The 14,396-nt window shown below is 35.3% G+C and carries 10 protein-coding genes; 6 read left to right on the top strand and 4 right to left on the bottom strand.

All coding sequences use genetic code 11. From position 1 onward, the window contains the following. Nucleotides 1-34 precede the first annotated feature (34 nt). Nucleotides 35-1,360: a glycosyltransferase family protein gene (locus GV828_RS09005; RefSeq protein WP_166537156.1), complete on the top strand. Its 1,326-nt coding sequence runs from the start codon at nt 35-37 to the stop codon at nt 1,358-1,360. On the opposite strand, the gene GV828_RS09000 is transcribed toward GV828_RS09005, so the two are convergent. After that, nucleotides 1,320-2,459 (bottom strand): glycosyltransferase, encoded by a 1,140-nt coding sequence (locus GV828_RS09000; RefSeq protein ID WP_166537155.1) that lies wholly within the window; start codon nt 2,457-2,459, stop codon nt 1,320-1,322. The genes GV828_RS09005 and GV828_RS09000 overlap by 41 nt on opposite strands. Before the next feature lie 42 nt (nt 2,460-2,501). On the opposite strand from GV828_RS09000, the gene GV828_RS08995 reads away from it, so the two are divergent. Further along, nucleotides 2,502-3,578: a glycosyltransferase gene (locus GV828_RS08995; protein ID WP_166537154.1), complete on the top strand. Its 1,077-nt coding sequence runs from the start codon at nt 2,502-2,504 to the stop codon at nt 3,576-3,578. Here GV828_RS08995 and GV828_RS08990 read toward each other — a convergent pair. The 3 genes from GV828_RS08990 to GV828_RS08980 are packed head-to-tail and all read right to left on the bottom strand — an operon-like array spanning nt 3,575 to nt 6,092. Then, a complete protein-coding gene (locus tag GV828_RS08990) occupies nt 3,575-4,519 on the bottom strand; it encodes a glycosyltransferase family 2 protein (protein WP_166537153.1) in 945 nt (314 codons plus the stop codon). The genes GV828_RS08995 and GV828_RS08990 overlap by 4 nt on opposite strands. A 1-nt stretch (nt 4,520) precedes the next feature. Beyond that, on the bottom strand, nt 4,521-5,408 hold the full coding sequence (locus GV828_RS08985; protein WP_166537152.1) for a glycosyltransferase family 2 protein: 888 nt from the start codon (nt 5,406-5,408) through the stop codon (nt 4,521-4,523). Continuing rightward, nucleotides 5,409-6,092, bottom strand: a complete 684-nt coding sequence (locus GV828_RS08980) for a cell division ATP-binding protein FtsE (RefSeq protein ID WP_166537151.1) — start codon at nt 6,090-6,092, stop codon at nt 5,409-5,411. A gap of 225 nt (nt 6,093-6,317) precedes the next feature. On the opposite strand from GV828_RS08980, the gene GV828_RS08975 reads away from it, so the two are divergent. From GV828_RS08975 to asnB, 4 genes are all read left to right on the top strand, one after another. Then, entirely contained in the window at nt 6,318-9,335 is a 3,018-nt protein-coding gene (locus GV828_RS08975) for a tetratricopeptide repeat protein (RefSeq protein ID WP_166537150.1), read from the top strand. A 28-nt stretch (nt 9,336-9,363) separates the two neighbouring features. Then, nucleotides 9,364-11,118 carry a TonB-dependent receptor gene (locus GV828_RS08970; protein WP_166537149.1) on the top strand — a complete coding sequence of 585 codons (1,755 nt, stop codon included), beginning with the start codon at nt 9,364-9,366 and terminating at the stop codon, nt 11,116-11,118. A 65-nt stretch (nt 11,119-11,183) separates the two neighbouring features. After that, the gene (locus GV828_RS08965) at nt 11,184-11,630 is read left to right on the top strand and encodes a hypothetical protein (protein WP_166537148.1); all 447 of its coding nucleotides are present in this window, start codon (nt 11,184-11,186) and stop codon (nt 11,628-11,630) included. Nucleotides 11,631-11,810: 180 nt separating this feature from the next. Next, nucleotides 11,811-13,427 (top strand): asparagine synthase B, encoded by a 1,617-nt coding sequence (asnB, locus tag GV828_RS08960; protein WP_166537147.1) that lies wholly within the window; start codon nt 11,811-11,813, stop codon nt 13,425-13,427. Nucleotides 13,428-14,396 lie beyond the last annotated feature (969 nt).

Below are 14,396 nucleotides of genomic sequence, written 5' to 3'. Positions count from 1 at the left end.
AAAATTAGTAGCTTGCGACAATTAAATCCTTATAATGTTTCGTTATATAATTTCAAAATTTTCTCAAAAACCCTACTTACAATTGCTTTTGCTGTTGCTTTTGTTGCGATTGGTATTTGTAGCATCTCAGTTTTCGGTAGTTCATCCACCGGACAGTGGTGCATTTATGGAGTTAGGTAGAAAATTACTCACCTTTAATTTACAAGGTTATTCCGGCGAAAGAAGTCCGGGATATCCGCTGTTAATTGCTTTGGCTTTCGGAAAGGTTTTGGGTACAATTGTGTTCCAAATTTTCCTCGGAATTTTGACAGGATTACTGTGGTTTGAAACATTTTTACAAAATAAACTGAATTCAAAATTTAGTTTTTGGCTGGTAATTTTCTTGCAATTCAATCTATCCATTCATTTTTACGAACATTTAATTTTAGCGGAAACGACCTTACTTTTTTCCTCAAGTTTGTTATTCTATTTTCTCAGCAAAAATTTTCTTCAAGGCAATTTAAAACAACTTATTTACGTGTCGTTAGTTTTGTTTTTCCTGGTTTTAATCAAACCCTTTTTTATGTTCATACCGTTTGTTTTGAGTGCGTTCATTGTTATTTCAAAAACAAAATGGCGGTTAAAATTGGCAAAAACTTTAGTGGTATTGACGATTCCGCTTACTGCTTTTTTGGGTTGGTCATTGGTTAATAAAATCAATACCGGATATTTTGTTTCTACCACATTTTGGGGTTTGAATATGGCACAAAATTGCACCATGTTTGCCGAAAAAGCACCCGAAAAATACCACTGGATTACGCAACCTTTCGTAAAACATCGCGAATTGGCGATTGCCAGAAATGATGATCCAGCCATGGCAATTTGGTTTGCATACAATGCGGGTGAATACGACGATAAAAATTTAAACTTCCCGGATTTTTCGAATGAATTGGGAAAATTCGCAAAGGAAACAATCGCTCAAAATCCGAATGATTATTTTACGCAAGTGTTTCGGTCGTGGAAAGATTTCTGGAATGTGACCGACTTAAAAAACTATTTTAATCACAAAAATCAAACCTTTCAAGAAATAATTTTTAGAATAGATTTTTTACAACGAAGTTTGCTTACATTGCTAAAACATTTTTTTTGGATTGTAAGTGTTTTCTATATCGTACTGTTTATTAAAATAAGAAAAATATCCTTTGAAATTATCAGCGTTACGATAATTTTAGCGACTTCTGTTTTACAAGCGTTGGCAACTTTTGGTAGCAATTCTCGCTACGGTTTTCCTTTTGAATATCTAATAGTGCTGCTGATTTTTCTATTTTTCAAATCGGTTGTTAAGCATTCCAAACTCCGAGGTATTTTTTTGCAACGTTAACATAATGGTGTTTTTCTTCGATAAATTGTCTTGCATTTTGCGCTATTGCAGTGATTTCTTCAGGATTCTCGATTAGGTAAGAAAGTTTTTCTACTAAAAAATCCACATTTGGTAATGCATTAACCGCAACTGTTTGTTCTAAATTGTAATACTCATAAAACTCTGTTTCGGCTCCGGTAAAAACCACTTTGCCTTTCGCCATTGCTTCCAAAGCGTTGTAACCTTGGTCAAAAGCGTAAATTTGATCTAAAATAATATGCGACTCATCAATCCATTGCTGGAACAGTTCGTAAGGAATGCTGTTAGCGGTTTTAATCGTTACTTTTTGGGGATATTTTTTAGCGATAATGGTCAAAGCTTCTTCAAAATAAAGCGTTCCTTTTTTTAATGCACTAAATTTATTTTTGCCTAAAAAAATGACAATTTTATCAGTGATTTCCGTAGATTGATACCGAAGTTTGTCAACGTTTACAGGATTTGGAATATGCGTAAAATTAATGTTGGTTTGCTGCAATGGAATCACATAGTCTAAGTCTGAAGCCACCACAACATTCGATTTTTTAAGTAAAAAAGCGAATAGATTTTGATGGTTCTTTTTTACGAACTTTAAGGTGTAATTGTAAAATTTTTTGTATTTATTATTTTCAAACAAAGGTGTTAAAACAGAATATTTCAAATTGTTTTTTAACTGAACTTCCACGATTGGTGTTTCGTCACCACAAATTAAAAGTGATATTTTTTTATTTTGATAGAAAAGTTTTGCAAATAATTTTTTGGACAAAAAAGGATACGTTTCCAAAGCGTCGGAATTGATAATTTGCACTACATCATAGTTTTTTAACTTGAGCAACATTTTTTGAAACCGAATGGCTTTTTCAATTTTCTCTAAGTCGATTTTCAAAATCTTTCTCGAAACGCGATTAATCGAACTTAATAATATTGAAGAATTTACGCTTTTAGCAGCAAAATTATAATCCATTGGAAATTTTTTAAAATCATCTCCTGTGGCAACAATTTTCACTTCGTGACCCAAAAATTCCAATCCTTCTTTCAAAGAATTGTGCAATCTGCTAAATTCGCCCACGAGTAAAATCTTCATAAATGTTTATATTTGTTTCCAAATGTAACTAAACACGTTTGCATGGGCAAAACTAAAATCTGTTTGATTGGCATAAATTTTTCTAATGGTGGCGCTGATAAAATTCATGCTGTGATGTCCAACTATTTTTTTAGCCAAGGTTTCGAGGTTCATAATGTGATTTTTAACGACTTGATTACGTATGAATTTTCGGGCAAATTAATAAATTTAGGAAAAATAGAAGCAGGTAGTTTTCGCAAATTTTTCATCCTCAAAAAATTTATTTCCGACAATAATTTTGACTTTATCGTTGATTTTCGAAACCGAAATAACCAATGGAAAGAATTTTTAATCACCAAATTTTTATATACAAAACCTTATATCATCACGGTTCACAGCTACCAAACTTCTTGGTATTTTCCTGAAAACAAATGGCTTTCCCAAAATATTTTTAAAAAAGCCTATGCAATCGTAACAGTTTCAAAATTGATTGAGGCAAAAGTTAGAGAGAAATACGGTTATCAAAATGTGACGACTATTTACAATATGCTCGAAACCCAGGCGATTGAAAGGAAGTTGCAACAGCATTTTGAGGTAGATTTTAAATATATTCTGGCGGTTGGACGAATGGTTTTGGATAACAACAAACAATTTAACTTGCTGATTGAAAGTTATGCCAAAAGTATGCTTCCGCAAAAAAATATCAAGCTACTTTTTTTAGGCGACGGACCTCAAAAACCTGCCTTAATTTCTTTGGCAAAACAATTGAATGTTGAAGATCAAATTGTTTTTGAAGGTTTTGTCGATAATCCGTTTATTTACATGAAAAACGCCACTTTTACTACGTTAACCAGTAAAAATGAAGGTTTGCCTAACATCATTATGGAATCTTTGGCTTGTGGAACTCCAGTTATTTCTTTTGATTGTAAATCTGGTCCTTCGGAATTAATATTTAATGAAGAAAATGGTCTTTTGGTTGAAGATCAAAACTTTAAAAAGTTAGTTGAAGCCATGAATCGAATGATAGATGATGAAAAATTACACGAGAAATGCAAGGCTAACGCAAAGTCAAGTGTTGCTCGTTTTTCGCCGGAAATTATAGGAAAACAATGGATATCACTCTTGCAATCAAAACCTTAATGATAAACCGAAATCATAATGTTTTTTCGCTCTAGAAACTTTTTGAAACCAAATAATTTTTGAAGTAAAAAAACCGGCAACTTCAACAGTAGTTTGGTTTTAAGCGGAATATTTTCCTGGTTTGTATTTTGAAGATAATAACGATAGGTTTTTAAATCTCCAGCAATTTTGTGTTTTAGGGCAAATTCTGTTCGGTATAAATCCAAATATTTTTTGAGCGACAGATTTTTTTTTTCCGCTTCTGCAAATTCGTCAAACTTTGCAAAAGAACGTTTCAAAGTGTTCGCAAGTGAAATTCTATTTTCGGAATTTAAAACGTGCCTCGCCGAAATTTCATTGTTGAAAGCCACCTTATATTGCAAAGCGATTCTAATCCAAAGTTGGGTGTCTTCTCCAGCTCCAAGTGTGATTTTCGTATCAAAATTTCCTACTTTTTCTAAAACTTTTTTCGGAACGGCAACTGCCGAAGTCCAAGCAATTCGATCAACGTAACTTGATTTGAAAAAATCGGATACAATCCCTTTCCAAGGTTGGGTTGGTACATCAACAAAATGAGGTTTTACAATATTTTTTTCGTTAAAAAAACGCTCGTAATTGGTACAAAACATTCCACATTCCGGAAACCTTTCCCCCAATTCAAATAAATTTTCTAAATGATTGGGAAACCAATAATCATCGGCATCCAGAAAGGCAATCATCTTGCCGGAAGCTTTTTCAATTCCAAAATTTCTTGCTGCGGAAACGCCTTGATTTTCGGTGGTAAAAAGTTGAATGCGGGAATCGGAAATTTGGCTCACTTTTTCGGCACTTTTATCAGTAGAACCATCGTTGATGACAATGATTTCAAAGTCGGTAAAAGTTTGATTCAAAGCGCTTTGAATCGTGGCTGCTACAAAATTTTCTTTGTTGTAAAGTGGAATGATTACCGAAAAAAAAGCCATTTTATTTTTGGTTTAATTGACAAAAATAACCCAATCGGTATAAATCAAAAATAAAAAGTGATGGATTTTCGCCTAACAGATTTTTAATCATTTTTTCGCGGTAATTTTTAAAAAAAGGCATCAGCAAAAAAGTCAATTTCCATTGGTTTAATCTCTTGGAAATTCGGGCTAATTTCACATATTTTTCATCAATCAAATTATTGTCAATGAGGTTTTTAAGTCCCAAAAGTGCTTCTTCGGATTTTTGTAAAAATTTTTCGCTGCTTTCTAATCCGTTGTGAATGACAGGATTATTAATGTGAAACATTTTAATTTTTTTTCTGGCTAAATCACTTGAAAAAAGCGTGTCTTCATGTCTTAAATTCGGGATGTTTTCATTAAACGACACTTTTTCAAAAACCGATTTTGTAATTAAAAAATTGAGCGTTAAAAATGAAATGTACGGATTTTTTTTTCGGGTTTCAACTGATAATGCTTCACGGGAATTGCCGTAAATCCAGCGTAAAAGCTCGTTTTTATCTGGTTTTTCGGGTTGGTATTCAATTCCGCCGTAAACCACTTTTTCTTCGTTGTTTAAAAACGGAAGATATTTTGCCACAAAATCATTTTGCTTCGGCATCACATCGGCATCTAAAAACAATAAGCTTTCAAAAGATGCTTTTTGGGCGAGTAAATTTCTAATCGCACTTCGCCCGATATTTTTTGGTAAAATTTCGTAAGATGCGTTTTGTATAGAATTAATATTCTGGTTTTCAGTATTATAATTTTTTGAATCGTCATCCAAACAAATAATTTCAAAATCAATTTTGGCTTTTTCAAGTTGAGCCGCCACATTTTTCACCAACGGGAAAATATTGTAATTATATGTAGGAATTAAAACCGAAAGCATTTAAACCGTTCGTTGCACCACTTCAAACACAGAACCTGAATCACATTTTAAAGTTTTGGCAGGATATTTCAATAATAACGCATAATCGTGGGTTGCCATGATAATCGTTTTGCCGTTGGCATTAATTTTTCGCAACACTTCCATTACTTCGACACTGGTTTGTGGATCGAGATTTCCGGTAGGTTCGTCTGCCAAAATAATTTCAGGATCATTTAAAAGCGCTCTTGCAATGGCAATTCTTTGTTGTTCTCCACCCGAAATTTGATGTGGCATTTTGTGTGCAAAATTTTTCATGCCCACTTTTTCCAACACTTCTTCAATTTTCACGTTCATTTCGTGTTTGTCGGTCCAACCAGTGGCGCGAAGCACAAAAATCATATTTTCCTGAATGTTTCGGTCGGGAAGCAGTTTAAAATCTTGAAAAACAATACCGATTTTTCTTCTCAAATACGGAATATTTTTTTCTTTTAAAGCCGCCAAATCATAATCAGCAATGCTTCCTTGACCGTCAGTTAACGGCAAATCAGCATACAAAGTTTTCATCAAACTACTTTTGCCGGAACCCGTTTTTCCAATGATATAAAGGAATTCGCCGTGTTTTACTTCGAGATTTACATTGGTTAAAACCGCATTTTTATCTTGGTAAATATTTACGTTTCTTAAAAAAAGCACAGGTTGCGACATAGTGGAAATGATTATTGCGTAAAAGTAAGAAGTTCCATTTGGGTATCAAAATTTAATTGTTGGGTTGCGAAAAAATTATTGTTTTTTGTTAAAAATATATTGCAAATTCCTCAAATCCAATAGGTGTGAAAATTGTTAAAAAAAATGTTTACAATAAACAACGAAGCCGTCTCGTTATCATTTTGAAGATTGATATATTTGAAAGTTAAAACAAAAACTCACGCAATGCATAAACTCTCGAAGTTATTTTTGCTGGCCACTTTAGCCGGAAGTGCTCCGGTTTTTTCACAGCAAACCGCCATTTACACTCATGATTTGTCGCAGTACAATCGTGCTGTATCGCTTTATAATGACAAGCAATATCAGGCGGCTCAAATTATTTTTGAAAAAATTAAAGCCGAAAATACCGATGATAATTCAGATATTGAAGCCGATTGTGCCTACTACATTGCCAATTGTGCCATTCGCTTGAATCAGTCGAACGCGGATGTATTGATGGAAAGTTTTGTGGAAGATCATCCCACAAGTACCAAGAGAAATCAGGCTTACATTGAAGTTGCCCACTATTATTTTGACTCCGGAAATTATCCGCAATCCTTAAAGTGGTTTGAAAAAGTGGACGAGGATAATTTAAGTGGTTCGCAACGAGATAAATACCATTTTCAAAAAGGTTATGCGCTTTTCGCCGCCGGAAATAAAAAAGAAGCGGCAAACTATTTGAACCAAGTGGTTAATAGCAACGAATACGGTTCGCAAGCGAAATATTATTTGGGGTTCATGGCATACGAATCTGATGATTATACCAAGGCCAATCAGCTTTTTGATGAGGTTTCGGGCGAAGAAAAATACCAGGAAAAAATGTCATATTTTCAAGCGGACATGAATTTTAAACTGGGAAAATTTGACGAAGCCATCAAATTAGGAAAGGCCGCAATGGCAAAATCTAATGCGCAAGAAAAATCGGAATTGAATAAAATTATTGGCGAAAGTTATTTTAACTTGAAGCAATATGATCAAGCGATTCCTTATTTAAATGAGTATAAGGGTAAAAAAGGCAGATGGAGCAACACTGATTTTTACCAATTGGGTTATGCTTATTACAAGCAAAATGACTACGAAAATGCCATTGCGCAATTCAATAAAATTATCGACGGAAAAGATTTTGTAGCCCAAAATGCCTATTATCATTTGGGTGAAAGTTATCTAAAAACCGACAAGAAGCAACAGGCTTTGAACGCTTTCAAAACGGCTTCGGAAATGACTTTTGATGCCAAAATTCAGGAAGATGCGCATTTGAATTATGCCAAATTGAGTTATGAAATTGGAAATTCGTACCAAAGTATTCCAGGTATTTTAAGCGGTTTTTTAGAAAAATATCCAAACAATCCTAATCGTGCTGAGGTTGAATCTTTATTGATTAATTCTTACATCACTTCAAAAAATTACCGAGAAGCATTGGTTTTATTGGAAAAAAATAAAGCCGGAAACCGCGAAGCGTACCAAAAAGTTACTTTTTACCGAGGTTTAGAATTATATACCGATGGAAATTACCGCGAAGCTTTAGATATGTTCAAAAAATCTCTAGCGGAAAGAAACAATCCAAAATTCACGGCAAGAGCCTTGTTTTGGAAAGCCGAAACGGAATATACCTTAGATAATTTTGGCGAAGCCATTATTACTTTCAAACAATTTTTAGCGGACGCCAATGCACAAAATACCCCAGAATTTAAAAACATCAATTATAATTTAGGGTATGCTTATTTCAAGCAAAAAGATTACGATCAAGCGATTACCAGTTTTCAAAGTTATATTGCTTCCAATAAAGATGACAAAACCAGATTAAATGACGCTTATTTGCGTTTGGGCGACAGTCATTTTGTTTCGGCAAAATATTGGCCTGCAATGGAAGCTTACAATAAAGCCATCGAAATGAAAGGCGTTGATGCAGATTATGCGGCTTTTCAAAAAGCCATCAGCTATGGTTTTGTAAGCCGAAATGAAAAGAAAATTGAGGATTTGACTATTTTCATCAAAAATTATCCAAAATCTCAATTGCGCGACGACGCCATGTTTGAGTTAGGAAACACTTATGTTGCCGAAGAAAAAATAGAAAGTGCGGTAAAAACTTATGATCAACTCATTGCGGAATACAAAGGCGGTTCTTATTCTTCAAAAGCGATTTTGCGTCAAGGTTTAGTGTATTACAACGGCGGAAAAAATAATGAAGCTTTGGCAAAATTAAAAAAAGTAGTGGGAGAATATCCTAATACTCCTGAAGCGCTTGAAGCCGTGGCAACCGCCCGGTTAATTTACATGGATACCGGAAGAGTGGACGAATATGCTTCTTGGGTAAAAACACTTGATTTTGTGGAAGTTACTGATGCTGAACTCGATAACGATACTTACACAGCTGCCGAAAAATATTATTTGCAAAATAATACCAAGCAAGCTATTAGTGCTTTGAGCGGTTACGTGGCCAAATTTCCAAACGGTGTCAACGCTTTGAAGGCTAATTTTTATTTGGCACAATCTTATTTTGCTGATGGTTTAGAAAATAATGCCGTTTCGCATTACGAGTTTGTCATTGCCAAACCAAGAAATGAATTTACCGAACAATCTTTAGCAAGGTTAGGGCAGATTCACCTCAAAAAAGCGGATTATGCTAAAGCCATGCCGGTTTTAAAACGTTTAGAAAGTGAAGCCGATTATCCGCAAAACGTAACTTTTGCACAATCAAATTTGATGAAAGCGTATTACGAACAACAAGATTATGCCAATGCTGTTAATTATGCTGATAAAGTTTTGGCCAATGCAAAAACTGATGATCGTGTAAAAAGTGATGCCCAAGTGATTGTGGCAAGATCTGCCATTAAAATTAATGACGAAACGAAAGCAAAAGCAGCTTACGCCAAATTACAATCGATTGCCAAAGGTGAATTGGCGGCAGAAGCATTGTATTATGATGCGTATTTCAAAAACAAAGAAGGAAAATTTGAAGCCTCAAACACCGCGGTTCAAAAATTAGCGAAAGATTATTCTGGATATAAATATTTTGGAGCCAAAGGTTTGGTATTAATGGCGAAAAATTTCTACGGATTAAAAGATAGTTTCCAAGCCAATTACATTTTGGAAAGTGTGATCAAAAATTTCAAAGATTATCCGGACGTAATCGAGGAAGCGCAAACCGAACTCAATTTGATTAAAACTGAAGAAGCCAAGCGCAATTCATCAGTAAAAAATTAATTCGGGAACTAAAATCAAGAGAATCATTATGAAAAATAAATTTCAATACATCGCTTCAATCATCGTATTAGCCGGAATCCAAACGCTTTCGGCACAGAAAAAAGACGAAAACATCGGGACAGAAGTCGTAAATGTGGTAAAACCATACACGCCAACTATTTCCGATGCTTTTAAAGTGAAAGAAACGCCAAATCTCAACGACGATGAAAATTCGGCTAAAGAAAATATCCAATACAATATTTTTTCTTTTCCGGTAGCGTCAACTTTTACACCTGCAAAAGGTCGTGCGGCAAGCGTGGATAAAGCAAAACAAGAAAAATTGTATAAAAATTACGCCACTCTCGGCATTGGAAATTACGGAACCGTCATGGGTGAATTATTCGTTACCGAAAATATCAACCGAAATGAATATGTTGGTGGAATGTTGCGTCATCACTCGTCTCAAGGCGGGATAGACGATTTGCTTTTGGATAACGATAAATTTTTCGACACTTCCCTCGACTTGACTTACGGCAACAACCAAAAAGATTTTTCTTGGAGTGTTGATGCGGGTTACCAACACCAAATTTACAATTGGTACGGTTTGAGAAACGATTTTGGTTCGGATTTAATTGATGATGATAGAAATGCCATCATTCAAGGAATTGACCCTAAACAAGTGTACCAAAACATTTACATTGGCGGAAGATTATCGGCTAAAGAAAGTTTTTTCGATGAAGCCACGTTGCGTTTCAGCCGTTTCAGCGATGATTTTGGTTCAGCCGAAAATCGTTTTGTAGTAAAGCCCGAAGTAAGTTTTGATTTCAATAATACGCAAGTGAATGCCAAATTTGTATTTGACTATCTCGGCGGTTCATTCGAGAGAAATTATTTGACCGAAGCTCCAATTGACTACAGCTTTTTCAACATTGGCGTTTTGCCGAGTTTCGTGTACCAGCAAGACGATTTGACCATCAATCTTGGAGCCGGATTATTTTACAGCATGGACAGCGAAAACAGCGAAAGTGATTTTTTTGTATATCCAAATGTAACCGCAACTTACCGAATTGTGGATGATGTGGTCATCGCTTATGCAGGAGCTGAAGGAACGCTTCGCCAAAATTCTTTCCGCGAATTTACCCAGCAAAATTTCTTCGTGTCACCGACTTTGGCCATTGCGCCAACTGATCAAAAATATGATGTATATGTTGGTTTAAAAGGAAAATTGGCAAGTAACGTAGGTTTCAATATTCGTGGATCTTACAAAAATGAAGACAATCGGGCGCTTTTTGTAAACAATCCGTATGATTTTACAAATGCCAATAGGGAAGGTTACGCTTTTGGAAATTCATTTGACGTGGTTTATGACCGATTGAAAACCATTAGTTTTTTTGGAGAAATTAAAGCAGATGTAACCGATAAGGTGAATTTCGGAATTTCCGGAACTTTTAATAGTTTCAACACAGAATTTCAGGCAGAAGCATGGAATTTACCCACACTTGATGTAGCCGCCAATCTTGAAATTACCATTACTGATCAATGGTATGCAGGAACCAGCATCTACTTCGTTGGAGAAAGAAAAGATTTATTCCGTTACAATTCACCGTTTCGAACAGAAAATGAAACGGTTACTTTAGATAGCTTTTTCGACCTAAATGCTCACGTGGGTTACAAATACAACGAAAGATTGACCGCGTTTTTGAAAGCAAATAACATTGCGAATCAAGATTACCAACGTTGGCAAAACTTCCCGGTTCAAGGATTTCAGTTCTTAGTGGGGGCCAGTTATAAATTTGATTTTTAAAAAACTAATTTCAATAAAAAATAAACCTGCGAAATGTATTTTTGCAGGTTTTTTTATTTTTGCCCATGATGAAAAAACAAGTGCTGGAACGATACCGCCAAATGGTTCAAGACAAAATTGATGTGTTTCGAGATATGATTTCTGGGCTAACAATCGATGCCCAAAACGATGCCAAAGGTTCTGCCGGAGACAAACATGAAACGGCTTTGTCCATGATGCATCTCGAGCAAGAAAAACTCAATCATAAAATCGCTGAATATATTTCGCAAAAAGAAATTTTAGATAAAATTGATGCTGATTTTGTTTCCGGAAAAATAGCCATTGGAAGTTTGGTTACCGCCAATAATATTTTGCTTTTCGTGAGTTCGGCCTTGCCTAAAATTTCGATTGAAGGAAAAAATATCATTGCGCTTTCGCCACAATCGCCATTGGGACAAAAATTAATGGGACAATCCGAAGGTTACCAATTTGAAATCAACGGCACAAATTACACTATCCAAAAAATCGAATGATTACTATTTGTAATTAAATCGCTTTTTTTTAGGGCATCAAATTTAAAAAATAAATAAAAATACATTTTTACGTTTAAAATAATAACCTAAAATGCTTTCCTGATTTTTAAATTGTAATAAAAAATTCAATTTTGCTTCAACAATAACCAATTGAATATTTATCATTAAAAATTAAAAGTTATGTGCGGAATTTTAGCAATTATAGGAAAAGGAAAAGACGAAGTATTAGTAAAACAGCTCTCTAAAAGAATGTCGCATCGCGGTCCCGATGAAAGCGACTTGCACGTTACTGAAAATGGACATATTTTAAGCCACGAACGTTTGTCAATCATCGATTTACATTCGGGGAAACAACCCATTCAAGGGACAAAATCGGCTTGGATGGTACACAACGGCGAAATTTACAACCATCAAAAATTACGTGAAACGGTTTTAAAAAGCCATACGTTCCGCACAAAATCTGATTCGGAAGTTATTGTGCATTTGTACGAAGAATTTGGTTATGAATTTCTAAACTACCTCGATGGTGATTTTGCCTTCGTAGTTATCGATGGCGATGATTTTATCGCAGGTCGCGACCCTATAGGTGTGAAGCCTTTGTATTATGGTCTTGACGATCGCGGCAGAATTTATTTTGCATCAGAAATGAAACCTATTGCTGACCAATGTAAAACTTTTGCCACTTTTCCTCCGGGACATTATTATACACCCAAAACCGGCTTTGTAAAATATTACCGTCCTGAATATGAAGATTTTACAAAATGTACCGATGCTTTAGATTTGCAAAAAATTCGCGAAACCCTAACCGAAGCGACTCAAAAAAGGCTGATGAGCGATGTACCAATTGGCGTATTGCTTTCAGGAGGGTTAGATTCGTCCTTAACCTCGTCAATTGCGGCAAGACTTTTAAAAGAAAAAGGAAAAAAATTGTTGTCATTCTCAATCGGTCTTGATCCAGAAGCGCCAGATGCTGTTGCTGCCAGAAAAGTAGCTGAATTTTTAGGAACCGAACATCACGAAATTCATTTCACCATCGAGCAAGGAATTGAAGTGCTTGAAAAATTAATTTGGCATCTCGAAACCTATGATGTAACTTCGGTTCGCGCCAGTACACCAATGTATTTCTTGTCTAAAGCCATTACCGAAAAAGGTGTGAAAGTGGTGCTTTCCGGTGAAGGAGCTGATGAAATTTTTGGAGGTTATTTGTATTTCAGAAATGCACCAAGTTCAGAAGATTTTCAAAAAGAAACCATTGAAAGAGTTCAAAAATTATTCACTGCCGATTTGCTTCGTGCTGATAAATCCACGATGGCTCACGGTTTAGAAGCTCGTGTTCCGTTTTTGGACAAAGATTTCTTGGACATGGCTGTCAAAATTAAACCAGAGGAAAAGCAACCTAAAACTTACGATGGCGTTGAAAAATATATCCTTCGAAAAGCATTTGACACGCCGGAAAATCCGTATTTACCGCAAGAAGTTTTGTGGCGCCAAAAGGAGCAATTTTCGGATGGAGTAGGTTACAACTGGATTGATACGTTGATTGAATATTGCAGTTCGCAAATTACCGATGAGCAAATGGAAAAAGCTTCCGAACGCTTTGAATACAACACGCCAACCACCAAAGAAGCGTATTTTTACCGCGATATTTTCCACAAACATTATCCACAATTAAGTGCAGCTCAAACCGTGCGAAAATGGATTCCGAAATGGCAAGAAAACCAAGACCCAAGCGGTCGCGCGAATGCCGCACATGTCAAAGCAGATACCTCCATCGCAAAACCTGGAGTTGCGGTTTAAAGCAGTTTGTTTGTTTATATTTTTGCAAAGTGTCGTTTTTTTAAGCGGCACTTTTTTTTGGCTTGTGATGCCGGCTGATTCGCTCCTGAAAAAAAAGTATTAAGATTGGAGTATTAAGTACTAAGACATTTGCTTGAGGTTTAATTTTTTGGAATTTGAACTCGAGCGATTAGCGAACAGGCGAAGCAATTTTCGTATTGGAATTTTTCTTTCCTAAAGTTTCCAAAGAAGCCAAAAGTTTTTCCAATAGCCCGATAGAGGCGATATCCCACGTCTTAATGCCAACAAAATTTGGCGTGGATAAAGCCGAAAGCGGGAATGTGGACTATTAAAATGCCTGATGATTCGCTCCTGTAAAAAAGTATTAAGATTGGAGTATTAAGACATTTGCTTGAGGTTTAGTTTTTTGGAATTTGAACTCGAGCGATTAGCGAACAGGCGAAGCAATTTTCGTATTAGAATTTTTCTTTCCTAAAGTTTCCAAAGAAGCCAAAAGTTTTCCATTAGCCCCGATAGAGGCGATATCCCACGTCTTAATGCCAACAAAATTTGGCGTGGATAAAGCCGAAAGCGGGAATGTGGATTATTAAAATGCCTGATGATTCGCTCCCGTAAAAAAGTATTAAGATTGGAGTATTAAGTATTAAGATATTTGTTTGAGGTTTAGTTTTTTGGAATTTGGAATTTTCGCGAAAGCGGGAATGTGGATTATTAAAATGCCGGCTGATTCGCACCTGGAAAAAAGTATTAAGATTGGAGTATTAAGTATTAAGACATTTGTTTGATGTTTATTTTTTTGGAATTTGAACTCGAGCGATTACCGAACAGGCGAAGCAATTTTTTTATTGGAAATTTATGTTAAGATGTTAATAACTTACCATTGATTATTAGTATTTTCAATAGGTAATCTGCTGGTTTTGCTTATATTTGTTCGTTAAAACAAAAAATACCTTTTTTTTAGATAATATT

Origin of the sequence: Flavobacterium ichthyis (genome assembly GCF_009915155.1) — a bacterium.
GTDB classification, from domain to species: Bacteria; Bacteroidota; Bacteroidia; order Flavobacteriales; family Flavobacteriaceae; genus Flavobacterium; species Flavobacterium ichthyis.
This window is presented reverse-complemented; position numbering and strand designations above follow the sequence as displayed.